General features: G+C 65.0%; 20 protein-coding genes and 1 tRNA gene. 12 read left to right on the top strand and 9 right to left on the bottom strand.

The features are described 5' to 3' along the window. Window positions 1-3: 3 nt before the first annotated feature. Together AC5WEY_RS14845 and AC5WEY_RS14840 are read left to right on the top strand one after the other, a co-directional pair. Entirely contained in the window at window positions 4-4,188 is a 4,185-nt protein-coding gene (locus tag AC5WEY_RS14845) for a TIGR02680 family protein (RefSeq protein ID WP_495646392.1), read from the top strand. Beyond that, on the top strand, window positions 4,178-5,416 hold the full coding sequence (locus AC5WEY_RS14840; RefSeq protein ID WP_495646391.1) for a DUF2399 domain-containing protein: 1,239 nt from the start codon (window positions 4,178-4,180) through the stop codon (window positions 5,414-5,416). Before AC5WEY_RS14845 ends, AC5WEY_RS14840 begins: the two co-directional genes overlap by 11 nt. Here the strand turns inward: AC5WEY_RS14840 and mshC are convergent. The 5 genes from mshC to AC5WEY_RS14815 all read right to left on the bottom strand — a co-directional run bounded on the left by mshC (window position 5,413) and on the right by AC5WEY_RS14815 (window position 9,778). After that, window positions 5,413-6,654, bottom strand: a complete 1,242-nt coding sequence (gene mshC / locus AC5WEY_RS14835; protein WP_495646390.1) for a cysteine--1-D-myo-inosityl 2-amino-2-deoxy-alpha-D-glucopyranoside ligase — start codon at window positions 6,652-6,654, stop codon at window positions 5,413-5,415. The two genes, AC5WEY_RS14840 and mshC, sit on opposite strands and share 4 nt — an antisense overlap. Window positions 6,655-6,678: 24 nt before the next feature. Then, on the bottom strand, window positions 6,679-7,452 hold the full coding sequence (locus AC5WEY_RS14830) for an SCO1664 family protein (protein WP_200936639.1): 774 nt from the start codon (window positions 7,450-7,452) through the stop codon (window positions 6,679-6,681). Between the two features lie 35 nt (window positions 7,453-7,487). Further along, window positions 7,488-8,078 (bottom strand): DUF3090 domain-containing protein, encoded by a 591-nt coding sequence (locus AC5WEY_RS14825; protein WP_057478728.1) that lies wholly within the window; start codon window positions 8,076-8,078, stop codon window positions 7,488-7,490. A 136-nt stretch (window positions 8,079-8,214) separates the two neighbouring features. Then, the gene (locus tag AC5WEY_RS14820; RefSeq protein WP_495646389.1) at window positions 8,215-8,922 is read right to left on the bottom strand and encodes a histidine phosphatase family protein; all 708 of its coding nucleotides are present in this window, start codon (window positions 8,920-8,922) and stop codon (window positions 8,215-8,217) included. A gap of 25 nt (window positions 8,923-8,947) precedes the next feature. After that, window positions 8,948-9,778, bottom strand: coding sequence for an undecaprenyl-diphosphate phosphatase (locus AC5WEY_RS14815; RefSeq protein WP_032378487.1), 831 nt, complete (start codon window positions 9,776-9,778; stop codon window positions 8,948-8,950). 259 nt (window positions 9,779-10,037) lie between these two features. Here AC5WEY_RS14815 and AC5WEY_RS14810 point away from each other — a divergent pair, with 259 nt between their 5' ends. Continuing rightward, a complete protein-coding gene (locus AC5WEY_RS14810; RefSeq protein ID WP_495646388.1) occupies window positions 10,038-10,970 on the top strand; it encodes an aldo/keto reductase in 933 nt (310 codons plus the stop codon). 27 nt (window positions 10,971-10,997) lie between these two features. Here the strand turns inward: AC5WEY_RS14810 and AC5WEY_RS14805 are convergent, their stop codons facing one another. After that, entirely contained in the window at window positions 10,998-11,363 is a 366-nt protein-coding gene (locus tag AC5WEY_RS14805) for a hypothetical protein (RefSeq protein WP_495646387.1), read from the bottom strand. A gap of 160 nt (window positions 11,364-11,523) precedes the next feature. Here AC5WEY_RS14805 and AC5WEY_RS14800 point away from each other — a divergent pair, with 160 nt between their 5' ends. The 3 genes from AC5WEY_RS14800 (at window position 11,524) to AC5WEY_RS14790 (ending at window position 14,030) form a co-directional block, all read left to right on the top strand. Further along, the gene (locus tag AC5WEY_RS14800; RefSeq protein WP_495646386.1) at window positions 11,524-12,549 is read left to right on the top strand and encodes a YncE family protein; all 1,026 of its coding nucleotides are present in this window, start codon (window positions 11,524-11,526) and stop codon (window positions 12,547-12,549) included. 94 nt (window positions 12,550-12,643) lie between these two features. Then, entirely contained in the window at window positions 12,644-12,865 is a 222-nt protein-coding gene (locus AC5WEY_RS14795) for a DUF5703 family protein (RefSeq protein WP_495646585.1), read from the top strand. Window positions 12,866-12,959: 94 nt separating this feature from the next. Continuing rightward, complete coding sequence (locus AC5WEY_RS14790) at window positions 12,960-14,030, top strand: quinone-dependent dihydroorotate dehydrogenase (protein WP_057478811.1); 1,071 nt, start codon at window positions 12,960-12,962, stop codon at window positions 14,028-14,030. 57 nt (window positions 14,031-14,087) lie between these two features. Here AC5WEY_RS14790 and AC5WEY_RS14785 read toward each other — a convergent pair whose 3' ends face one another. Then, window positions 14,088-14,615, bottom strand: coding sequence for a YbhB/YbcL family Raf kinase inhibitor-like protein (locus tag AC5WEY_RS14785; protein WP_032377863.1), 528 nt, complete (start codon window positions 14,613-14,615; stop codon window positions 14,088-14,090). 16 nt (window positions 14,616-14,631) lie between these two features. Further along, window positions 14,632-15,990 (bottom strand): M20/M25/M40 family metallo-hydrolase, encoded by a 1,359-nt coding sequence (locus AC5WEY_RS14780; protein ID WP_495646584.1) that lies wholly within the window; start codon window positions 15,988-15,990, stop codon window positions 14,632-14,634. Window positions 15,991-16,168: 178 nt separating this feature from the next. On the opposite strand from AC5WEY_RS14780, the gene AC5WEY_RS14775 reads away from it, so the two are divergent. The 6 genes from AC5WEY_RS14775 (at window position 16,169) to AC5WEY_RS14750 (ending at window position 21,860) form a co-directional block, all read left to right on the top strand. Beyond that, window positions 16,169-16,254: transfer RNA gene (locus AC5WEY_RS14775), tRNA-Leu, on the top strand. Window positions 16,255-16,414: 160 nt separating this feature from the next. Continuing rightward, the gene (locus AC5WEY_RS14770; protein WP_495646385.1) at window positions 16,415-17,875 is read left to right on the top strand and encodes an SDR family NAD(P)-dependent oxidoreductase; all 1,461 of its coding nucleotides are present in this window, start codon (window positions 16,415-16,417) and stop codon (window positions 17,873-17,875) included. 126 nt (window positions 17,876-18,001) lie between these two features. Next, on the top strand, window positions 18,002-19,498 hold the full coding sequence (locus tag AC5WEY_RS14765; RefSeq protein ID WP_495646384.1) for a glutamate-cysteine ligase family protein: 1,497 nt from the start codon (window positions 18,002-18,004) through the stop codon (window positions 19,496-19,498). A 43-nt stretch (window positions 19,499-19,541) separates the two neighbouring features. Next, complete coding sequence (locus AC5WEY_RS14760; RefSeq protein ID WP_495646383.1) at window positions 19,542-20,807, top strand: saccharopine dehydrogenase family protein; 1,266 nt, start codon at window positions 19,542-19,544, stop codon at window positions 20,805-20,807. Continuing rightward, window positions 20,807-21,430, top strand: coding sequence for a hypothetical protein (locus tag AC5WEY_RS14755; protein ID WP_495646593.1), 624 nt, complete (start codon window positions 20,807-20,809; stop codon window positions 21,428-21,430). The genes AC5WEY_RS14760 and AC5WEY_RS14755 overlap by 1 nt, the downstream gene beginning before the upstream one ends. Then, window positions 21,327-21,860 (top strand): CoA transferase, encoded by a 534-nt coding sequence (locus AC5WEY_RS14750; RefSeq protein ID WP_495646583.1) that lies wholly within the window; start codon window positions 21,327-21,329, stop codon window positions 21,858-21,860. The genes AC5WEY_RS14755 and AC5WEY_RS14750 overlap by 104 nt, the downstream gene beginning before the upstream one ends. On the opposite strand, the gene proP is transcribed toward AC5WEY_RS14750, so the two are convergent. Further along, window positions 21,767-23,281: a glycine betaine/L-proline transporter ProP gene (gene proP / locus AC5WEY_RS14745; protein WP_495646382.1), complete on the bottom strand. Its 1,515-nt coding sequence runs from the start codon at window positions 23,279-23,281 to the stop codon at window positions 21,767-21,769. The genes AC5WEY_RS14750 and proP overlap by 94 nt on opposite strands. Window positions 23,282-23,420 lie beyond the last annotated feature (139 nt).

Raw genomic sequence — 23,420 nt, 5'->3', positions numbered from 1 at the left:
CAGATGACCGCACACTCGACACGTTTTCGGCCGACACGAGCAGGGATCGTCAACCTGTGGGACTACCGCGATCAGGAGTTCTCCTTCGCCGACGGTCGCCTGGTGCTGCGTGGGCCCAACGGATCCGGCAAGACCAAAGCCCTCGAAGTGCTCTTCCCTTTCGTGTTGGATGGCCGGATCGAACCACGTCGCCTCAATCCGTTCGCCGGTGAAGAGCGAACCATGAAGTCCAACCTGCTCTACCGAGGGCAGGAGAGCGCACACTCGTACGTCTGGATGGAATTCGGCCGCGGCTCCCGCGAGGACCCCGAATCGGTGACGGTCGGCATCGGCATGCGGGCGAGCCGTCACAACGACAAGGTGACCCGCTGGTACTTCGTGGCCGACGGCCGGGTGGGCGTCGATTTCTCGTTGTTGGGCTCCGACGACCGGCCGCTGACGAAGAAGCAGCTGGCCGAACAACTCGGCAGCGATGCACTGACCGATCGTCCGGTCGATTATCGCGCCGCGATCGATGCCCGAATGTTCGGGCTCGGCGCCCAACGGTACGACCAGTTGATCAATCTGATTCTGACACTTCGCCGTCCGCAGTTGGCCAAGAACCTCGACCCCAAGGGTCTCTCGCAGGCGCTGACCGACGGTCTGCGTCCGCTCGACGAGCAGCTCGTGCTCGAGGCAGCGCGCTCGTTCAGCGACATGGAAGAAGTGGGCCGCGCACTCGAAGGACTGGCGCAGGCCGATCACGCCGCCAAGAACTTCGTCTCGGTCTACTCCAAATACCTTCGGGTGCAAACCCGCTCGGATGTGGAGCAGGTCTCACGTCGGCTCGAGGCAGTGACCCATGCAACCACCGCCCACTTTGCCGCGGCCGCGCTGAAGGATCGGCGGCTGCTGGAACGAGCGGCGGCAGAAACCCGGTTCGACGAGGCCGAACGCGCATTGGATCAGGCCGTCGCAGACCGCGAGACTCTCCAGCGCTCGAGCGCGTACGAGGGCAAGCAGCAACTGGACGACCTCGCCGAATCTGCTGCCAAGCTCGAAGTGTCGACGGCACAGCAGGCCGACCGGGCACGGAAAGCGCAAGCAGAACTGGAACAGCGCACCGTCGAGGCCGCTCGGGCGGACTCCGCACTCCGTGACTCCGTTGCCGGCGTGACGCGCGCGGAGGAAGAGCTGCAGACTGCAGCCGAGGATGCGGGCATCGTGTGGACACCGCTGCCAGGCACGGCTCGCAGTGATCAGATCAGTACCGCTCTTCGCGGGCACGCCGAGGAGCGGGACGGTGACGTACGCGCGGTTCGTGAGGCACTGGCAACCGTCGAGAAGGCGTCGACGGAACGTGCTCGCGCGGAGAAGGCTGCGACGAAGGCGCGTGATCAGCTCGAGGCAGCGGCGGCGGCGGTCACCGAGGCCGAGGCGACCGTGGATCTGGAGAAGGCGCAGTTCGCCTCGGGCATGCGAACCTGGTGGTCGAACACTTCGTCGCTGTACGCCTCCGCGGGTATCACTTCCGCTGCGTTCGATGCCCTCGACGCAGCCTTGGCAGGCATCGGCGACGACGACGCCCCGAGCCTGGAATCGGTGCTCGCCGAGCAGACCGCAGACGGTATCGACGCGATTCGTGCCCGGCAGGCACAGGCACGCGTCGACGTGGCCACGCGCTCGGCCGAACTGAACGCGCTGCGCGACGAACTGTCCCTGGTACGAGCCGAACACGACGACGCCCCGCCGCCGTTCGCTGCGCGGACCGACAGCCGTGCAGATCTCTCGGGCGCACCGCTGTGGCAACTGGTTCGATTTGCCGACGTGGTGTCCCCCGCCGACGCGGCGGGCATCGAATCCGCATTGCAGGCCGCCAATCTGCTCGACGGTTGGATTCACCCGACCGCGGACTTCCCCGTCGACGCCGACTCGGAGCAGTTTCTTTCGGCACTACCGGCGGCCGCGAGGCCGTCCGGGGCAACGTTGGCGTCGGTTCTGGAACCCGAGCCCGGAACCGCCGTCCTGGAATCGCGAATCCTCGATGTCCTGAATTCGATTGCGTTGCAGCAGAATCGGTCCGATCACTCGGGCAGTTCGATCTCGATAGGCGTCGACGGTCGGTACTGGCAGGGAGTGCAGCAGGGTCGCCACACGAAACCGGATGCCGAGTACATCGGTGCAACGGCTCGGGCTCGCCGGCGGGAACAACGCATCACCGAACTCGGCGGCGCGATCGATAGTGCAACGGCCGCGCTCGAGACCGCGACGGCCGACGAGCTGGCAGCCCGCGAGCTGGTGCAGGCTCTGGGTGCCGCCGCCAAACAACTCCCCCGTGTCTCGTCCATCGTGAAGGCTCAACGCGCCGTCACGGCCGCCGCAGGAGCGCTGCGCACCTCCAAGGATGGTTCGGTAGCCGCCGACCGCGAATTCGATCAGGCGATCGCGGACCTGTCCGCGAAGGAGAAGCAACTGCGCACCGTCGCCGTCGCTCATCGCACCCCGCACATCGGCCGTGACGTCGATGCCCTTGCCGCCGCGATTCGCCACTTCGAGCACCAGGGCGCGGCGGTCATCCGCAAGCGCAGCGACCACGCGCGCGAGAGCGAGAGAGCCCGCGAAGCAACCAACCGGCTCGAAGAAGCAACCGGTCTGGCCGAGGAGCTCGCCGAGGAAGCTGCGATAGCCGACGAGAACTATCGCCAACAGTTGCAACGCCTGGAGTTGTTGAGCGAGAAGCTCGGTGCCACGGCCGAACAGATCGACATCGATCTCGAGAACGCACGCGATCGCATCGAGAAGTGCCGCGCCGAGCAGCGAGCGGCCCGAAAAGCGGACAAGGAAGCCGGCGAAGCGATCGGCAAAGCCGAGGGAGCCTGCAACACGGCGCTCGAAAGCCTGCGCGCCGCCGTCACCGAAACTCTGAGCGATGCAGTCCGGCTGGCGCCGTACGCCCGTAAGGACCTGCTGGCCATCCTCGGCGTCCACCAGACGCACGCCTGGCCTGCCAGTGACTCGGCGTGGCTGACTGTCGAACAGATTCTGTATCGAGTTCAGCAGGCCGACGGCCCGGACGACGAGGTTCCGGTACTACCACCGGTCGTGCACGCCCTGCATTCGGCACTCGACGAGGCGACGGCATCGGTGAAAGTGAGTGACTCGAGCCGAAAGTCGACCCGCACGGCGCTGACGAGTGCGCTGCAGGAGTTCGACTCGCAACTGGCGGCATCGGGTCAGGACTACCGTTTGCAGTGGGATGCGCCGGACGGTTTGACGGTGGTACGCGTGCAGGACGAGCAGGGCTATTCGTCGGTCGGAGACTTCGCCGACCGAATCGGTGCGGCCAGGGCCGACCAGGAACTGCTGCTGACCGAGCAGGAGCGGCGCATTCTCGAGGATGCCCTGCTGACCGGTCTGGCGCAGCAGATCCACGAGCGCACCGTCGACGCACGCGAGCTGATCGCACAGATGTCCGCCGAGATGAAGCAACGACGGATGTCCTCGGGCAACACGATCGGCGTGCACTGGGTGCTCGCGGACAACCTCGACGACGGGGCGCGGGCGGTGTCCAAACTGCTGGATCGCGACGCCTCGGCGTTGAACCAGGACGACCTGGCCGCGATGCGCGCCCACTTCGCGTCGGAGATCAGGATTGCCCGTGCGGCACATCCGGAACGGTCGTACCCCGAAATCCTCTCTGCGACATTGGACTATCGCCGTTGGCGGGTGTTCGCGTTCACGCTCGTCAGCGGGGACGGCAGCGAGGATCGCCTGACCGTCGCTCGGCACAGTGCGCTCTCCGGTGGTGAGCAATCGGTGTCGCTGCACTTACCACTGTTCGCGGCAGCGCATGTGATGCTGTCGTCCGCCGATCCGCACTCCCCTCGTCTGCTTGCCCTCGACGAGGCGTTCGCCGGTGTCGACGACAACGGCCGCAGCGAATTGCTCGGCTTGAGCGTGCAATTCGACCTCGACCTGTTCATGACCGGCTACGACCTGTGGATCACATACGCGGACGTTCCCGGTTGCGCGCACTACGACCTGGCGCATTCGACGGCCGAGAACACCGTGAGCGCAGCGCTTCTGGTGTGGGAGAACGGCGAACTGTTCGCCGAGCACGACGGCACCGACCTCGCGGCCGCACTCGGATCACCGTTGACGCGCCGCGTGCCGACCCGAACCGAAGGTGGGCTGCAGTTTGACCGGTAGCGGCGAATGGCGGGGCAGCGCGGAATTGTCTGCGCTGCTCGATGCTGCACGAAAGAAGTTGGAGTCCAACTGGCTTCGGGTCGGCGGCAACATCACCGTCGATCTCAGCGATGCCCCGGAGCTGTGGCGTCTGTGCAGTGCCATCTCTCGGTCCAACTCCAGTCTGCATTCTCGGGCGCGGAGCACCAAGCTCGACCTCGAGCGGTTCGACGCGTGGCTGAGCCATCCGCTGAACGGCGGCACCGGATTGATCGACACACTGGCCGAGCAGGCCCCATTACAGGACAAGAAGCGCATCGCTTCGGACAAAGCCCAGGTGCGCGCCGACGCACTCGATCGAGCCAGGGAGGTACTCGGCGGTGGTACCGATCGCGACTGGATCGAGTACTGGATCGCCTCGCTGCTCAATCAGGACGGTACCCTCGGCGGCCGCGTCTCCGTCGATGCACTGGCGGTGGCAACGCAGGTCCTGGCCCTGCTTCCGGTGGACGGGATGTCGCTCACCGAGCTTGCGGAACTGGCCACCGGTGATACCAAGGCCCTCGCGGGCGGTGGCGCGGCGAAGCTCGTCCTCGACGCATTGTCGTTGCGGGAGAACGTGCCTCGACCCGTCGATCCGGTGGGCATCAGGGCGCTGTGGGAAACGGCCGGGGTGTCGGTCGATGCACTGTCGAGTCGGGTACTGGTCCTCGGTTACCGCGTCGTCGAGAACCACACCGTGGCTCGTTGGCTCAACGACGCCGCGGATGAAGGCGTACCCTTTCCCCTCACCGTGGACATGCTCGCGCGCGGCCCGCTCACCAACACCTCGTCGACGGTGTTCGTCTGCGAGAACATCGCTGTGCTCGCCGCCGCGGCCCGTACTCTCGGCTCTCGCAGCGGGAGCGTGATCTGCACCGACGGCCAGCCCTCGGCGGCGGTGCATCGGCTGCTGGCGTCGCGCGCCCCCGGCACCACGATCGAATGGCGTGCCGACTTCGACTGGGCCGGACTGCACATGGTGAAACGAGCGATGGACCGATACGACGCGTCACCGTGGCGGATGGACGTCGACTCCTACCGCCGCGCACTGGACGCGCGCAATTCGGAACCACTGAAAGGACACCCCACGGACAGTCCGTGGGACCCGGAACTGACTGCCGCACTTCGTGATTCGGGTCGAGCAGTCATGGAAGAACGACTGATTCCGGATCTACTGGCGGACCTACGCGTAGGACTCGACGACTAGCGAAGCGGCACTCCGAGCAGAGCGTCCACGGCATCGGCGAAGGCTCCGGGTGCGCTCGCATCCCTTCCACCCCGCTCGACCGCAAAACTCGCCCATGCGTCGAGAGCGTCGAGCGCCTTGGGTGTGTCGAGGTCGTCGGCGAGGTGCTGACGTAGGCGGTTCACGACGTCCTCTGCCGACGCTGCGGACTCGAGCGCGGCTGCCCGACGCCACAGCGCGAGCCGCGTGTGGGCGCGTTCGAGCACCTCGTCGGACCATGGCCGGTCCTGCCGGTAGTGACCGGACAACAGACCGAGACGCACAGCGGCCGGATCGACGTCCTCCGCGCGGAGCTTCGAGACGAATACGAGGTTGCCGCGGCTCTTGGACATCTTCTCGCCGTCCAAGCCGATCATTCCGGTGTGCACGTAGTGACGGGCGAAGCGAGGGTCACCGGTCGCGGCCTCGGCGTGGGCCGCCGAGAATTCGTGGTGCGGGAAGATGAGATCGCTTCCGCCACCCTGGATATCGAAGCCGGTCGAGATGCGATTGAGTGCGATCGCGGCGCACTCGATGTGCCAGCCGGGGCGCCCGGGGCCCCACGGCGACGGCCACGACGGTTCGCTGGGACGCACCGCGCGCCACAGCAGCGCATCGAGTGGATCTCGCTTTCCCAGCCGATCCGGGTCCCCGCCGCGCTCGGCGAAGAACCTGTCCATCGTGGGGCGGTCGTAACCGGACTCGTAGCCGAACTGCTCGGTGGCATCGGCGCGGAAGTACACGTCGGGGTACTCGGCGTCGTCGACGACGTACGCGGCACCGGACGCGACCAACTTCTCCACCAGTTCGACGACCTCGTCGACGGACTCGACGGCACCGATGTAGTCGCGCGGAGGTATCACTCGCAGTGCTTCCATGTCGGCGCGGAAGAGCTCGATCTCGCGCGCCCCCAGGTCGCGCCAGTCCTCACCGTCTCGATCGGCGCGCTCGAACAGTGGGTCGTCGACATCGGTGACGTTCTGTACGTAGTGCACATCGACACCGGAATCGAGCCACAGTCGGTTGATCAGGTCGAACGTCAGATACGTCGCTGCGTGTCCCAGATGGGTGGCGTCGTACGGGGTGATGCCGCAGACGTACATGCGGGCGGTCGAACCCGGGGTGACGGGACGGACCTGGCGGTCGGCTGTGTCGAACAATCGAAGCGCTGGACCCTGTCCTGGGATTGTCGGGATCTCCGGGCTGGACCAAGAATGCATGCAGCCGAGCCTATCCGAGCCCGATCAGAAGGCGGGCCAGGGTATGGGTCTGCTCGAACGGGGCTCCGGCATGACGGGGCGTGCGATGAGCTCCTGCGCCCGATCGAGGACTGCGACAGTTTCGGCCAGGGTGATCTTGTCGACGATGCGCGGCGCGGTGACGGCGTCGAAGGTCTCGACGAACCGAACGACGTCGTTCATCAGGGCGTCGTCGACTGCCTGGCCGGCCCATCCCCACAGCACTGTGCGCAATTTGTTCTCGGCATGCAAGCAGATGCCGTGATCGACTCCGTATACGTATCCGTCGAGACCTTCGAGCGCGTGTCCGCCTTTTCGGTCGGCGTTGTTGAGGATCACGTCGAGTACTGCCATCCGCTGCAGACGCGGATCGTCGGCGTGGATCAGCGCGATCTCTTCGCCCTCGCCGTCGTACGCCTGCAGCACCGGAATCCACCCTGCAGGAACCAGATCGGGTCGACAGATGTCGACGAGGTCGACTCGTCCTTCGGCGTGAGCCTCGGGTGTGTCGATCCACTTCTGCACCATTCCGGGCCCGAACGGCCCGTCGCGCAGAACTGTCGGCGGTATGACACCCCAGCCGAGTGCCTCGGATATCTCGAAGGACGCCACTTCGCGACCGGCGAGCGTGCCGTCGGGGAAGTCCCAGAGCGGCACCTCCCCACGAACGGGCTTGTACACGCATCGGACAGAAGAATCGCCCTCGCCCGCTTCGCACACCAGTGTGGCATTGCTGGCCGACACCACCCGCCCGACGATCGTGAGCTCGCCGGTCTCCATGGTCTTTCGTCCCTCGAACGGAGGCAGCTCGACGGTCAAGACTCGTCGACCTCGGTCACCGGTCCGAAGGTCGCGCCGCGACGATATCCGTTGGTTCTGATGCAGACGTGTCCCTCGGGTGCCAACGGCAGTCCGCACAACGGGCACGGCGCGCGACCCGCTGCGATCACACGTTCGGATCGGACCGCGAATTCGCGAGCCTGAACCGGGGTCAGGAACACCCGCACTGCATCGGGGCCTTCGTCCGTGTCGTCGAGAACGACGGACTCGTCGACCTCGACCTCACTGACCGCCAACAGTTCCACCACGACTGCATTGGCATCGGCATCCCAGCCGAGCCCCATCGTGCCGACGCGAAACTCGGTATCGATCGGAGTCAGAAGTGGGCTGGTATCGACGGTGTCCGCTTCCTCGGCCGGCACATCGGCTCCGAATCTGCGATGCACTTCTTCGAGCAGAAGCCCCACCCGGTCGGCCAGGACCTGAACCTGCTGCTTTTCCAACGCGACCGACACCACCCGTGCGTCGTGCACTGCTTGCAGAAAGAACGTTCGGTCGCCCGGTTCACCAACGGTCCCGGCAACGAAACGATCAGGGGTGCGAAAAACGTGTATTGCGCGCGGCATTGCACCTCCTAACGACTCGAACAACTCCGCGTGGCACATCGCGGAACCTTCATTATCGGCCACAGATGGACCATGGACGGTATTGCTTGCTCTCCAGCCTGCCACCGATGGGGGCTTCGGCGCCGAATCGCCCGCCCTAGCTGCCCGCGCCACCGCCGACGACCGCGTCCGAAGAGCTCGAAACGTCCGATTCCGACGCGTCGGGCTCCTCGGCCTTCGGAACGAAGGCGCTGAGATCGGACCCGGTGTCGTTGGTCCGCAGAACGAACGGCCGCGTGGAGGTGTAGCGAACGACACTGATCGACGCCGGGTCGACGACGATGCGCTGGAACGAGTCCAGGTGGGCACCCATCGCATCCGAGAGCACCGACTTGATGACATCGCCGTGTGAGCAGGCAACCCACAGCACGTCCCGGCCGTGCTTCGCAGCCAACCGGGCGTCGTGCTCCCGCACGGCCTGCACCGCGCGCTGCTGCACCGTCGCCAGACCTTCGCCGTCGGGAAACACAGCTGCCGACGGATGCTGCTGAACCACCTTCCACAGCGGCTCGGCCAGCAACTCCTTGATCGTCCGACCGGTCCACTGCCCGTAATCCACTTCCACCAGACGGTCCTCGACCACCGGCGACCCGCCGAGCTTGGCGGCCAACGGCTCCACCGTCTGCTCACACCGGAGCAACGGCGAACGGACGATCTCGGCAACCGGAAGCTCACCGAGGCGATCCGCTACCGCCTGCGCCTGCTCGCGCCCGCGGTCGTCGAGTTCGATGCCGGCACTGCGACCCGCGAGAGTGCCCGCGGTGTTCGACGTCGAGCGGCCGTGCCGAAGCAAGATGACTGTCATTGCTCCGAGCCTAACGAGGCGGGCTTCACGTAGCGGATACGACCCCGCCGGCCAACAAGCCGAGAACCACAACTCCGAGCACGATCCGGTACCCGACGAACCAGTACAGCGAATGGTTCGCAACGAATTTGAGCAGCCAGGCAATCGAGGCGTAGCCGAGGCCGAAAGCGATGACGGTTGCCACCAGCAACTGCGGGCCGGACGCGGCCAGTCCCGTGCCGACCGGCTCGAAGGCGTCGGGCAGCGAGAACAATCCGGAGGCGGTCACCGCCGGAATGGCGAGCAGAAACGAGAATCGCACGGCTGCTTCGCGTTCGAGGCCGAGAAACAGGCCTGCGCTGGTCGTCGCGCCGGAGCGAGACACTCCGGGAATCAATGCCAGACACTGCGCTAGACCCATGACGATGCCGTCGCGGGTGGTCAACTTCTCGATCGGACGTTCCTTGCGGCCGACCTTCTCCGCTACCGCGATGACGATGGCGAACGCAATGAGCATGAACGCGATGAGATACAGGTTGCGGGCACCGGTTCGGATCTGGTCCTTGAAGAGCAGACCGAGCACACCGATGGGGATGGTGGCGATGATCACGTACCACCCCATCCGGTAGTCGAGACCACGTTCGTCCTTCTTCGTCAGTCCGACGAACCAAGCTTTGACAATCCTGACGATGTCGCGCCAGAAGAACAGCAGCACTGCGGCTTCGGTGCCGAGTTGCGTCACGGCGGTGAACGAGGCACCGGCGTCCTCGTTCCAGAACACTCCGGACACGATTCGGAGGTGCCCGGACGACGAGATCGGCAGGAATTCGGTCAGGCCCTGAACCGCGCCGAGAATGATCGCTTGCAGCCACGTCATGTCGATCATGCGGAACCCCGATCCGACATCGACATCTCCGACATGGAAGCGGATGGACTCTTCGTTACCGATGCGTGGCCCACGGCCCGCCCCCTGAATTCGCGATTCACGGGGACGACCGTACCCGGCGCCACAGGTTCGTACCGAGCCGAACGACGCGGCGCGGCACATTCACAGACAGCAGCCGGGCGCACTACTGTGCACTGGCGGCAGTGCAGTTCGACACCGACGATCACACGTAAAAGGACATTCGGCACATATGAAGCAGAGATCGGTCGGCACCAGCGGACTCCGAGTCTCCAGGCTCGGGCTCGGCACGCTCGGATGGGGCAGCGGAACCGACGGCGACGACGCCGCAGCGCAACTGTCGGCGTTCGCCGAGGCCGGTGGCACCCTGGTCGACACTTCCCCGGCGTACGGGGACGGTCGGGCGCAGCGCGTCCTCGCCGAGTTGCTCGACGACGTGGTCCCCAGACACGATCTGGTGATCAGCAGTGCAGCGGGGTTGAACCCGCGGCACGGCCGATACGACATCGACTGCTCACGACGTGGTCTTCTCGGACAGCTGGATGCCACGCTGCGCGAGCTCGGAACGGACTATCTCGACTTGTGGCAGGTGGCGGCCTGGGACCCGATGACACCTGTCGACGAGGTCGCGGCGACGCTCGATTACGCCGTCACCAGCGGACGGGTTCGCTACACCGGTGCCCGCGGCTACCTCGGCTGGCAGTTGGCGACGGCAGCGGGCGCAGCCGATACCGGTCGAATCGTGGCCACGCAGGCGGAGTACTCCCTGCTGGCCCGCGGTATCGAGGACGAGTTGATTCCTGCAGCACATCACCACGGCATCGGTGTGCTGGCCGCAATTCCGCTCGCGGGTGGCGTGTTGACGGGCAAGTATCGCAACGGCATTCCTGCAGATTCCCGCGGTGCCGACGAGTTGCACGCCGAGTCCGTGCTGTCCTACCTCACCGATTCTGCGGTCAGCATCGTCGATGCTGCCGTCACCGCAGCCGACGGGCTCGCGACCTCTCCCCTCGTCGTAGCACTGGCGTGGGCTCGGGATCGTCCGGGCGTGAGCAGTGCCATCGTGGGAGCTCGCGATCTTGCCCAACTGATGGGTGCCCTGATGGCCGAGGAACTCGAGCTACCGGCGGCGATCGCGTCCGCGCTGGACGACGTCAGCGCCTGATCGCGCGTCCGCGAACTGCGTTGCGCGTCAGAAACCCTCCAACACCGAATTGACTCGGTTGAAGAAGGCTCGGACGGCCGTCGTGTCTCGCTGTGACGCATCGGACAAGTGCTGTGCATGTACGACCGCGTCACGCACCACACCGATGATGCTGCGTTCGTCGGTCAGATCGATCTCGGTGACCGAGTGTTCGGACACCGCTTCGACCTCGGACCGATCCGGCACCGGGGACCGTACGTCGGCCCGGTAGATCTCCACGTACAACGTGCTGCGGTGCACCCGAAACGCGAACGCCCGACCGTCGTCGGTGTGCCCGAAACCGTTCGCATGCGTTCCGGCATTGACTTCTTCGACGGCGAAGTGTGCTTCCTCGGATTCCACGTCCGCTCCCATGTCGTGCGTTCACCTCGGACGATCAACGCTACCGCTTCACCCGGCACGGCCGGTCGACACCCGATCCAACACGGTCGGTTTCACCGGGATCGTCGCACGCTGGTACAGATGTGGCATCGGCACAACAGGGCAGTGTCACCAAGGAAGTAGGTTCGGTTCCATGCCAACACCGTCGGCTCGTACCGTTCGAGCGGCAGTTGCATCCGCACTCGCCGTGATCACAGTGGTGTCGGTGAGCGGGTGTTCGAGCGACGACGAGAATGCCGACGAGATATCCGTCGAACCGCTGCCACCGGCCCAGTCCCCCGAGACGGCGGTGAGTCCTGCCGGAATCGTCACCGACTTCGCGCCGATCGACGCGCTCACCTTCGATCCTGTCACCCGCACCCTGGTGGCGCTGACCGAGCAATCGACCTCGGTCAGTCTGGTTCGCAGCGACGCGTCGGCGGAGGCGCGTGTGATCGACCTAGGCTCTACCGGCGCAGCACTGGTTGCAGGCCGGGATTCGACCGTCCTGGTTCCCATGAACGGTTCCGTGGCCAGGATCGATGTCTCGGACGGGCAGCGCACCGATCTGGCCGTCGAATCGAATGCCCTGTCGGCTGCCGACCTGCCCGACGGCACGACTGCCGTCGGCGACGATACCGGCGCAATCCGCCTCTTCGACGCGAGCGGACAGGTGAGCAGCACGGTCTCCGGGGGAAGTGTCACCTCGGCCGACGCGTTGGCCAGTACGCCGAAGGGCGTCTCGGTTCTCGATCGCAGCCAGACGTCGGTGACCGATGTGAATCTGGACGACGGCACCCTCGGAGTGGCTCTGCGGGCCGGCGAAGGTGCCGCGGAGATGACCAGCGACGACTTCGGTCGGCTTCTGGTCACCGATTCGACCGGCACGGAGTTGCTCGTCTTCACCTCGCACGACCTGCTCATGCGACAGCGGTTTCCGGTCGGGTCGAAGCCATGGGCGATCGCCTACGATGAACAGTCCGGCGTCACGTGGGTGACACTGCCCGCCCTCAACGAGGTGGTCGGGTACACACTCGATACCGGAATTCCCGTCGAGACCGAGCGGTTGGCCACTGTGCGGCAGCCTGATTCGATTGCCGTCGACGACAACACCGGCGACCTGTACATCGGATCGGCGACGGGCGACGGGCTGCAGCGCATCCCTTCCGCGGGTCGTTGAGCTGGGGCAGGAGTGGAGCCTGCAGGAACGACCCATCAGGAAGCCAAGGAGGCATGTGAACGCACACGAGAATTCGACGCCGGGACGAGCCAAGATGCCCGTCGGATGGGAAGTGTCGCCCTCCGACGATTGGGAATACGTTCCGCTGCGGCTGCCACCGGACGTCACCCGGGTCACGGCGTCGATGAGGCTGGCGATCCAGGCGGAGTTCGGCGGCTGGGAACTGTCGCGAGTTCGGCTGTACACCGACGGCAGCCGGCGCGTTCTGCTGAAGCGGAAGAAGACTGCGCATCACATCCCGGAGCCTGGAAGCTGACGTTCGCAGCAGTACTGTCCGACCGCAGTGAACATTCCGCCTCAGCATGTCCGCCGAAGCCTGATCGATCGGAAAGAAGACCGTGGGAGACCGTCTGTACCGCGCGCTGTTGCGCCTGATGTTCCTCGTGCCACCGGAGCGGATACACCATCTCGCCTTCGCCGTTCTCCGTGCCGTGGCGGTGGTACCTCCGCTGCGCGTCCTGGCCGAGAAGGCTTTCGTGGTTCGAGACCCGCGGCTTCGTTCGACCGTGTTCGGCATCGACTTCCCAGCTCCGCTCGGTCTGGCGGCCGGCTTCGACAAGAATGCAGACGGCATCGATGCCTGGGAGCCCATCGGGTTCGGGTTTGCCGAGATCGGTACCGTGACGGCGCAGGGCCAGCCCGGCAACCCCACGCCTCGACTGTTTCGGTTGCCTCTCGATCGCGCCATCGTCAACCGCATGGGCTTCAACAACCACGGTGCAGCGCATGCCGCCGAGCGGTTGCGCTCGAGGCGTACCCGCATCCCCATCGGTGCCAACATCGGGAAGACCAAGATCGTGGAGCCCGCCGGCGCTGCTGCGGACTACACGTCCAGCGCTCGTTTGTTGGGCCCACTGGCAGACTTCGTCGTCGTCAACGTGAGCTCACCGAACACGCCGGGTCTCCGTGACCTACAGGCAGTCGAATCGCTACGACCGATCCTGGTCGCGGTGCAATCGGTGGTGACCGTGCCGGTACTGGTCAAGATTGCCCCTGACCTCTCCGACGAGGACATCGATGCCGTGGCCGATCTGGCCGTCGAACTCGGACTCGACGGCATCGTGGCCACCAATACGACGATCTCGCGCGCGGGCCTGCGCACCGAGGCAGACGTGGTGTCCGCTATCGGAGCTGGAGGCCTGTCCGGCGCACCGGTGGCTGAGCGATCGCTCGAGGTACTGCGGCGGCTGTACCGCCGAGTGGGTACCCGACTGACGTTGATCTCCGTCGGGGGAATCGAAACCGAGGCGCAGGCCTGGGAGCGCATCACTGCGGGAGCGTCTTTGGTTCAGGGCTATACCGGGTTCATCTACGGCGGCCCGCTGTGGATCAAGGGCATTCACCGGGGACTGTCGGCGCGCCTGGCGCAGAACGGGTTCGCCACCATCGCAGAGGCCGTGGGATCGGCGAACAGGGTCTGACCACTCCCCCCTCGTGCGCGTTTTGCGTACGCACAGGTACGCAAAACGCGCACGACCTCAGGCCTCGTACGTGCCGGTGATGACCGCGCGCCCGATGGCGTGCGAGAACAGATTGAAGCCGAGGTAGGCCGGGGTGGCCGTCTCGTCCACCTCCAGTCGCTCGACATCCACCGCATGGACGGCGATGAAGTACCGGTGCGGACCGTGACCGGCCGGCGGAGCGGCTCCGATGTAGCGGAACAGGCCCGCGTCGTTCTTCAGCGTCACCGCGGTGCTGGGCACCCCGGTGCCGCCGTCGTCTCCTGCGCCCGACACCAGAGACGTCGTCTCGACGGGGATGTTCGCCACTGCCCAGTGCCAGAATCCCGACGCAGTGGGCGCATCGGGGTCGTAGACGGTGACGGCGAAGCTCTTGGTGCCCTCGGGAAAGCCGGACCAGGACAGCTGCGGAGAGTTGTCGTGCCCACCGGCTCCCATGATTCCGCTGACCTGCTGAGCGGCCAACGCCTGGCCGTCCTCGACGTCCTCGGACGTCAACTCGAAGGACGGTAGGTCCGGAAGCGAGTCGTATGGGTTGTACGCCACGATGGTTCCTTTCGTGTCAGCTGTGCATCAAGAAGTGTTCGAGTACCTGTGTACCGAACTCCAACGACTCCACGGGTACTCGTTCGTCGATCCCGTGAAACAACGCCGCGAAATCCAGTTCCGGCGGAAGCTTCAACGGAGCGAACCCGAAACAGCGAATCCCGATGCGCGCGAACGCTTTCGCATCGGTGCCGCCCGACAACATGTAGGGAACCGTTCGACCGTTCGGATCGTGCGCAAGGACGGCCTCGTTCATCGCATCGACGAGATCACCGTCGAACGTGGTCTCGTACGGCTCGAGCTTCGTGATCCATTCCCGCTCGACGTTGGGGCCGATCAAGTCGTCGACCTCCTTCTCGAAGGCCGCCTGCCGACCGGGAAGCACCCGGCAATCCACTACCGCCGTCGCCGTCTGCGGAATCACGTTGGCCTTGTACCCCGCCGAGAGCATCGTCGGATTCGCGGTGTCACGCAGGGTCGCTCCGACGATGCGCGCGATGCTGCCGAGTTTGAGCAGGGTGCCGTCGATGTCCGGCGAGGTGGGGTCGAAGTCGAGGCCGGACTCCTCGGAGACCGCGTGCAGGAATTGCGACACCGATTCGGTGAGAACCAACGGAAACGTGTGATTGCCGAGTTTGGCGACGGCCTCGGCCAGGTAAATCACCGCGTTGTCTTCGTGCAGAAACGATCCGTGCCCGGCGCGAGCCTTGGCGGTGAGCCGCATCCAGGCAAGGCTCTTCTCCGCGGTCTCGACCATGTAGAGCCGCTTCTCGGTGCCGTCCGGGCGTGCGACTGTCAGCGAGAACCCGCCGACCTCGCCGACTGCCTCGGTGACGCCCTCGAACAGGTCGGGCCGGTTGTCGACCAGCCAGTGCGACCCGTACTTGCCACCTGCCTCCTCGTCGGCGAGGAACGCGAACAGGATGTCGCGGGACGGCACGGTTCCGTTCGATTTGAATTGCCGGGCCAGCGCAAGGGCCATACCGACCATGTCTTTCATGTCGACCGCACCACGGCCCCACACGTACCCGTCCTCGACGGCGCCGGAAAACGGATGCACACTCCAGTCGGCAGGCTCGGCCGGCACGACGTCCAGGTGGCCGTGGACCAGGAGGGCACCGCGCGAGGAGTCCGCTCCACGCAACCAGGCGAACACGTTGCCACGGCCGGGAGCGCCCGATTCGACGTACTCGGTCTCGTACCCCACCTCCTCGAGCTTGCTCGCCACCCACTCGGCGCATTCCTTCTCGCCGACCGTGGTCTCCAGTTCTCCGGTGTTCGACGTGTCGAACCGAATGAGGGAACTGACCAGATCCACGACCTCGTCGAGAGCGACGGTGGGGTTGCTGGCGGAATGATGTCCGGGGTTGCTCACATCGTTGGGCACACCGTTGTTCCTACCACCAGAATTCGCCGGGAGCACCACATGCAATGGCTTCGTGCATGAACTGACGTGCGGATTTGGGTTATCGGGAACCCGTCGGATAATCTTACGCAGCGCACAGCGGCCGGCTGTGAATGCAGGAAGAATAGATGCGACAACAGTCGCGCTTGTCCGAGTGGCGGAATGGCAGACGCGCTAGCTTGAGGTGCTAGTGTCCTATTAACGGACGTGGGGGTTCAAGTCCCCCCTCGGACACCGTCTGAACGATGAAGACAGACAAAGATTTTCAGAGATCTGAGTTGAGACAGACGAAACGGACCCTGATTCTTCGGAATCGGGGTCTTTTTCGTTCTCCCTCACATCTTTCGGCTCGACCGGCCAGTAGCTCGGAGATTGACGCGCTAGGAGACTGACGATGGACTCGATCGACCCCACCGAACTCGAGACGTGTCTGCGGGTGCTGAAGCAGGCTGCGGAACTGGACAAGAATCACCCTGATTCCATTGCCGTTCAACGTGCCTCCGGCGCCATGTTCAAAGATCTCAAGCGTGCCCGACGCGTCGCCGCACGAAATGCCGTCAACGCCGCCGACCGTGCCGTCGTCGCTGCCACCGCAACCGGATCCCCGGACCGTATCGACGACGAGACTGCGGGTCTTTCACTCACCTCGCGCGCCGAGGGTGACATCGCGGGCACGCTGATCAAGGCTCGCCCCTGCTACATCTGCAAGCAGCGCTATACCGATGTCGACTCGTTCTACCACCAGCTCTGTCCGGAGTGCGCGACGCTCAATCGCGGTAAGCGCAACGCGCGGACGGATCTGTCCGGACGCCGCGCGTTGTTGACCGGTGGGCGGGCGAAGATCGGAATGTACATTGCGCTTCGGCTGCTTCGCGACGGTGCCCACACGACCATCACCACCCGATTCCCCAACGATGCGGTTCGGCGGTTCGCTGCGATGGACGACAGCGACCAGTGGCTGCATCGTCTTCGCATCGTCGGGATCGATCTGCGCGACCCGGCTCAGGTTGTGGCACTTGCCGACTCGGTTGCGGCGGAGGGTCCGCTCGATATTCTGATCAACAACGCCGCGCAAACCGTCAAGCGCTCCCCCGGTTCGTACAGCGCGCTGGCCGACGCCGAGGCCGAACCTCTGCCGGCCGCCTTGACCGACGGAGCGGGTCCGGAGCGCATCACGTTCGGCAAGACCAGTGACGCCCACCCTGCGTCACTCGCGAGTTCACTGCCGGCAACCGCGCTCGGCGGGCAGCCGGCCGCAGCGTTGAGTGCCGACGACGTGGCCTCGCTCGCCATGGTCGCGGGCTCGGTCACCGCCGAGAGAATCGAGCGTGGGCTCGCCATCGATGCAGGCGGCCTGGTGCCCGACCTCGCCGAGACGAACAGCTGGATCCACACAGTCGAACAGGTCGACCCGGTCGAGTTGCTCGAAGTGCAGCTGTGCAATTCGGTGGCCCCGTTCATTCTCGTGTCGCGTCTGCGTCCGGCAATGGAAGCCTCGGACGCCAGACGTAAGTACGTCGTCAACGTCTCGGCGATGGAGGGCCAGTTCGGACGCGCATACAAGGGCCCCGGACACCCGCACACCAACATGGCCAAGGCAGCACTGAACATGCTGACCCGCACGAGCGCGAAAGAGATGTCGGCCAGCGGAATCCTGATGACCGCAGTCGACACCGGCTGGATCACCGACGAGCGTCCGCACCCCACCAAGATGAGGCTGGCCGACGAGGGATTCCACGCTCCGCTCGACCTGGTGGACGGTGCGGCTCGGGTGTACGACCCGATCGTGCAGGGTGAATCGGGAACCGATCTGTACGGCTCCTTCCTCAAGGATTACCAACCGTCACCCTGGTGATATCGCGTCGTCCGGCAGAAGATTTCGACGTGTGTCCCCCGCGGCGATCACGGGCTGCGATACTCGAAAGCCGAAGCTGTTTCGCGTCAGCGGACGGCCCTTCAGACGCACCGATAGGCGGTCACCATGGGCGAGGACGTCGAGCGTCGTAAGTTCACCAGGCAAGATCGACACGAGTTTCGGCAGAAGGTTCAGGACTGTCTCGACGCCTTGGCGACAATGCTGGCCGACGAGACCTTCCACGTCGGCGAGCCGCAGATCGGTATGGAGATCGAGCTCAATCTCGTCGACGACGACATGGCACCCTCGATGGCCAACGCCGCCGTGCTCGACGCCATCGCCGACCCCGACTATCAGACAGAACTCGGGCAGTTCAACATCGAGATCAACGTCGACCCTCGGCCGTTGCGTGGCGCCTCCATCGCGGAGTTGGAAACGGACCTGCGGCGCTCGTTGAATGCAGCGGACGAACGTGCACGCACCTCGGGTAGCCGTCTTGCCATGATCGGGATGCTTCCGACGCTCGACGAGGAACACTTCGAGCACCGATGGCTGTCGGCCAATCCTCGATACGACCTGCTCAACCAACAGATCTTTGCCGCGAGAGGCGAGGACATCGAACTGAAGATCGGTGGTGTTCGACTGCCCGGTGCCGCTGCCACCGAGGACCTGGACATCGTCACCGACACCATCCTGCCCGAGGCTGCGTGCACCTCTGTGCAGTTGCACCTGCAGGTCGCGCCCGAGGAATTCGCGTCGTATTGGAATGCGGCACAAGCGCTTTCGGGAGTGCAAGTGGCCCTCGCCGCCAACTCGCCGTTCTTCGCAGGCCGTGCGCTGTGGCACGAAACCCGCATACCGCTGTTCGAGCAGGCTACGGACACCCGCCCCCAGGAGCTGAAGAATCAGGGTGTTCGGCCCCGGGTGTGGTTCGGCGAACGATGGATCACGTCGATATTCGATCTGTTCGAGGAGAACTCGCGCTACTTCCCGGCGTTGCTGCCCGTGTGCAGCGACGAGGACCCCAAGGCCGCCCTGGCAGAGGGAAAGACGCCGTCGCTGTCCGAACTGCGCATGCACAACGGAACCGTCTACCGATGGAATCGTCCGATCTACGACCGGTCCGGCGACGGTCACCACATACGGCTCGAGAACCGCGTCCTCCCGGCCGGACCCTCGGTGGTGGACACCCTTGCCGATGCCGCGTTCTATTACGGCACGGTGCGGGCTCTGGCCGACGCCGACCGACCGCTGTGGTCACAGATGTCGTTCGACGCCGCTGAGGAGAACGTGCACTCCGCCGCACGCGGCGGCTTCGATTCGATGCTGTACTGGCCCGAAGTCGGCTGGGTGAGTCCGCAAGAACTGGTGTTGCGTCGACTGCTGCCGATGGCCGATGCCGGATTGACCGCCTACGGCGTGGACACGGCCGTGCGCGACCGGTACCTCGGGGTGATCGAGGCTCGTTGCCTGGCGAAGCAGTCCGGTTCGGTCTGGCAACGCAACTCGGTCGTCGCCCGCGAACGCGCAGGCGACAAGCGGGATCGAGCTCTCGCCGGGATGCTGGGCGACTACGTCACCCGGATGAACTCCGGAGAGCCCGTACACACCTGGACCAACTGACGGCGCTTCGACTCGGTGCGGCAACCGCGTTAGTGTCGCTGCTATGAACTCGCCTGCTTCGGACTCGACCATCGGCCCCGATCGCACCTACGACATCGTCGTCTACGGAGCCACCGGCTTCGTCGGGAAACTGACCGCGAAGTACCTTGCCGAGCACGCTCCGGCGGAAACTCGCATCGCTCTGGCCGGTCGTTCGACCGCACGGGTACATGCCGCGCAGAAGGAACTCGGACCGAAGGCCGCACACTGGTCCGCCCTCGAAGCCGACGCCACCGATGTCGCGTCGCTGGAGACCATGGCCCGGTCCACCAAGGTCGTCATCACCACGGTCGGCCCCTACGCGAAGTACGGTTTGGCCCTGGCAACGGCCTGCGCCGAAGCCGGGACGGACTACGTCGACCTCACCGGCGAGGTCCTGTTCGCCCGCGAGAGCATCGACGCCAATCACGAGATCGCCCAGCGCACCGGAGCACGGATCGTCCACTCGTGCGGATTCGATTCCGTTCCGTCCGACATCGGAGTACATGCCCTGTACGAGGCCGTGACGGCCGACAACGCGGGCGAACTCACCGACACGACGCTGGTGGTCACCTCGATGTCCGGCGGAGTCAGCGGCGGCACCATCGACTCGCTGCGAGGACAGATCGAGGCGATGAAGAAGGACAAGCGAGCCCGACGGATCGCCGCTCGTCCGTACTCACTCAGTCCGGACCGAGGTCTGGAGCCACAGCTCGGCCGTCAACTCGACACCGTCCTGATCGACGGCAAGAAGATCGACCCGAGTCTGCGTGGGTGGAAGGCCCCGTTCGTGATGGCCTCGTACAACACGCGCGTCGTCCGGCGCAGCAATGCACTTCGTGACTGGGCCTACGGCAAGCAGTTCCGCTACAGCGAAGTGATGAGCGTGGGGTCGTCGTTCGCCAGCCCGGTCCTCGCCGGCGCGCTCTCGGCGGGCTTGTTCGTGGGAGTGTCCGCCATGACGGTGCTGCCGGGTAAGGTCCTCGACCGCATCCTGCCCAAGCCAGGAACCGGTCCCAGCGAGAAGGCCCGTGAGAAGGGACACTTCACGGTCGACCTGTACACCCTCACGACTTCCGGTGCTCGCTACCGGGCCCGGGTCAAGGCGTCGGGCGACCCCGGCTACAAGGCAACGGCGGTGATGCTCGCCGAGTCTGCGCTCGCGCTGGTGCTCGGTGGGGACGCGTTGCCGAAGGCCAGTGGCGTTCTCACTCCGGCCACGGCGATCGGCGACGTCCTGATCGACCGTCTCAACGCGGCCGGGATGGAAATCTGGGCCAAGCGGAGCTGATGTCGGTGGGGGGATCGCCGGTCACGTCCGGGTTTCTCGCCGCGACGCTCCCCGTGGCCACGCTCGCCGGCGAGTCGGTGGGTGCTCTCGGCACCGCCGTCACCCGTTTGTGTAGCGCACTGGGCCTGGTGTCGACCGATACCGACCTGGTGACGCCGACAGCCTCCATGGCCCGCATTGCCGCGTCGTTCATGGGCGACACCGTGTTACGGATCGATGGCGAACCGGTACAGGCGTTCGCCCAGCTGTCCGGCTTTTTCCCCGTGTCCGACGGCTGGGTACGAACTCACGCCAACTACCCCCATCACCGAGACGCCTTGCTCGGTGTGGTCGGCCTCGGTGGTGACGGTTCTCCGGAGTCGCTCGACATCGATGGGTTCGGCGATCGTCTCCGCGGGATGTCCGGGTTCGAGCTCGAAGAGCTGTGCGCGGCGTCCGGCGCGCTTGCCGTGCAGGTACGCACGGAAGAGCAATGGTCCGTTCACCCTGCCGGCATTGCGGCACGTTCCGGTCCGGCTGTTGCACGAGGGCGCATGGGGCACCGAGGGGCCGTGGTCACAGCGGCGCGGCTTCGACAGCCTCGTTCAGGCCGCCAGTGGGATCTCGATTCTCGAAGGACGTGACGCTCTGCTCGGTCGGCTTCCGGCCCAAGCCCTCGACCACGCGAGCGGCTACCTGTTGGCTGCCGGAATCGTCTCGGAACTGACGGCGCGGGCAGAAGGGTCCGGCACGGCTGCACCGGTCGACGTCGCTCTCGCCAGAACGGCGGCGTGGTTGACCGAGCTTTCCGGTAGGGAACCAGAACATGGCACCGCCGTTGTACCGCCACCGGAGTGCGCTGTCACGCACGGATCGGTGACAGCAGCGCGACCGGTATTCGACGACTATTCCGACTACACCTACCCCGCTCATGTCTGGGGTAACGACGACGCCGTGTGGCTCCGCACTGATCGGCGTGCTCAGCTACGCCCGGTCAACGCCGACGCCTCGGTGTACAGATCCTTGGCCTCTTCGGTCGAATCCACCTGGGGCGGAGAACCATCGAGCGGCTGAGTAGCCGATTCACGGAGGAAACCGACGGCAATGAGACCGATGACCCCGCTGAGAATCAGATAGTAGGCCGGAATCATGTTGCTGCCGGTAGACGTGACCAGCGCCGAGGTGACCAGCGGAGTGGTGCCGCCGAAGATCGATACCGACAGGTTGAATCCGATCGACAGTGCGGCGTAGCGCACCCGGGTCGGAAACAGGGCAGGCAGCGTCGATGCACTGGGGGCAGCGAAACATGCCAACACCACTCCCAGCAGCAAGCAGGCGACCAGCGGCCCGATCCACCCGGTCTGCTGGATGAGCAGGAAGCATGGAATGGCCAGGACGATCTGGCCGACTGCACCGAACACGAACACCGGCTTGCGGCCGATTCTGTCCGTCAACCGTCCGACGGCCACGATGATGGACACGACCACGACCATTGCGGACAGGACCAACAGGTCGGCACTGAGCTGGCTACGCCCGACGACCTCGGTGAAGTACGTGGGCAGGTACGAGGTCACCATGTAATTGGTGACGTTGTACAGCAACACGATTCCCATGCAGATCAGCAGAGCCCGCCAGTGATCGGTGAAGATCTTTCCCACCGACCTCCGTGCACTCTCCTGCGCTTTCACCTTGCTGTCGTGTTCGTCGAGTTGCTTACGGAATGCGGGAGTGTCCTCGAGCTTGAGACGTAGATACAAACCGATGATGCCCATCGGTCCGGCAATGAAGAACGGTATGCGCCAACCCCATTCGACCATGGTGGCGTCGCCCAAAACCGCATTCAGAATCGTCACCAACCCGGACCCCATCGCGTATCCGACGAAGGTGCCGAAATCGAGCCAACTCCCGAGGAAGCCCCGCCGTTTGTCCGGGGAGTACTCGGCGATGAAGGTCGTGGCACCGCCATACTCACCGCCGGTGGAAAAGCCTTGAACCAACCGTGCGACCAGAAGGAGAATCGGTGCCCAGATTCCGATGGTCGCGTAGCTCGGAATCAGGCCGACGGCCAACGTACCGATCGACATCATGATCATGGTGGCGGCCAGGACCTTCTGGCGTCCGATGCGGTCGCCGAGAGGGCCGAAGAAGAGTCCACCGAGTGGCCGTACGACAAATGCTGCCGCGAACGTGGCGAAGGTCGACAGCAACTGGACCGCGGGTGATGCGTCGGGGTAGAACACCTTGCCCAGCGTCGCGGCAAGGTAGCCGTAGACACCGAAGTCGAACCATTCCATCGTGTTGCCCAGCGCCGCCGCGGACACCGCGCGCTTGAGCATGGGTTGGTCGACGACCGTGATGCTCTCTTCCGACATCGCCGGCTTGCGACGCATGCGTGTGAAGAATGCGTCACGCCGAAGACGCTGAACGTGGCGCTGACCCCACTTCGGGATCTGGGGTGACGACTCGGGCGATTCTGGATCTTGCGCAACCGTCATTGCAGCAACGTTAGCCAGCACAACGACCAGCGGACAAACGCCGAATCGGACATCGGCAAGCATGAACGTACATTCCCCCAGGTAGAAGTCGGTCGATCGAATCTGCGCTGCTACCTTGACAATTGACGCATTTATCGCA

Source organism: Rhodococcoides sp. S146-33 (assembly GCF_059489205.1).
The sequence above is the reverse complement of the archived record's forward strand: the minus strand, read 5'-3'. Positions and strand labels throughout refer to the sequence as shown.

What these genes read in the sequence shown, in the direction of transcription:
- AC5WEY_RS14800 (WP_495646386.1), top strand. Translation starts at nt 11,524, where the DNA reads ATGCCAACACCGTCGGCTCGTACCGTTCGAGCGGCAGTTGCATCCGCA.
- AC5WEY_RS14825 (WP_057478728.1), bottom strand. Translation starts at nt 8,078, where the DNA reads ATGCCGCGCGCAATACACGTTTTTCGCACCCCTGATCGTTTCGTTGCC.
- mshC (WP_495646390.1), bottom strand. Translation starts at nt 6,654, where the DNA reads ATGCATTCTTGGTCCAGCCCGGAGATCCCGACAATCCCAGGACAGGGT.
- AC5WEY_RS14810 (WP_495646388.1), top strand. Translation starts at nt 10,038, where the DNA reads ATGAAGCAGAGATCGGTCGGCACCAGCGGACTCCGAGTCTCCAGGCTC.
- AC5WEY_RS14805 (WP_495646387.1), bottom strand. Translation starts at nt 11,363, where the DNA reads ATGGGAGCGGACGTGGAATCCGAGGAAGCACACTTCGCCGTCGAAGAA.
- AC5WEY_RS14845 (WP_495646392.1), top strand. Translation starts at nt 4, where the DNA reads ATGACCGCACACTCGACACGTTTTCGGCCGACACGAGCAGGGATCGTC.
- AC5WEY_RS14795 (WP_495646585.1), top strand. Translation starts at nt 12,644, where the DNA reads ATGCCCGTCGGATGGGAAGTGTCGCCCTCCGACGATTGGGAATACGTT.
- AC5WEY_RS14760 (WP_495646383.1), top strand. Translation starts at nt 19,542, where the DNA reads ATGAACTCGCCTGCTTCGGACTCGACCATCGGCCCCGATCGCACCTAC.
- AC5WEY_RS14815 (WP_032378487.1), bottom strand. Translation starts at nt 9,778, where the DNA reads ATGACGTGGCTGCAAGCGATCATTCTCGGCGCGGTTCAGGGCCTGACC.
- AC5WEY_RS14770 (WP_495646385.1), top strand. Translation starts at nt 16,415, where the DNA reads ATGGACTCGATCGACCCCACCGAACTCGAGACGTGTCTGCGGGTGCTG.
- proP (WP_495646382.1), bottom strand. Translation starts at nt 23,281, where the DNA reads ATGACGGTTGCGCAAGATCCAGAATCGCCCGAGTCGTCACCCCAGATC.
- AC5WEY_RS14765 (WP_495646384.1), top strand. Translation starts at nt 18,002, where the DNA reads ATGGGCGAGGACGTCGAGCGTCGTAAGTTCACCAGGCAAGATCGACAC.
- AC5WEY_RS14830 (WP_200936639.1), bottom strand. Translation starts at nt 7,452, where the DNA reads ATGGAGACCGGCGAGCTCACGATCGTCGGGCGGGTGGTGTCGGCCAGC.
- AC5WEY_RS14755 (WP_495646593.1), top strand. Translation starts at nt 20,807, where the DNA reads ATGTCGGTGGGGGGATCGCCGGTCACGTCCGGGTTTCTCGCCGCGACG.
- AC5WEY_RS14820 (WP_495646389.1), bottom strand. Translation starts at nt 8,922, where the DNA reads ATGACAGTCATCTTGCTTCGGCACGGCCGCTCGACGTCGAACACCGCG.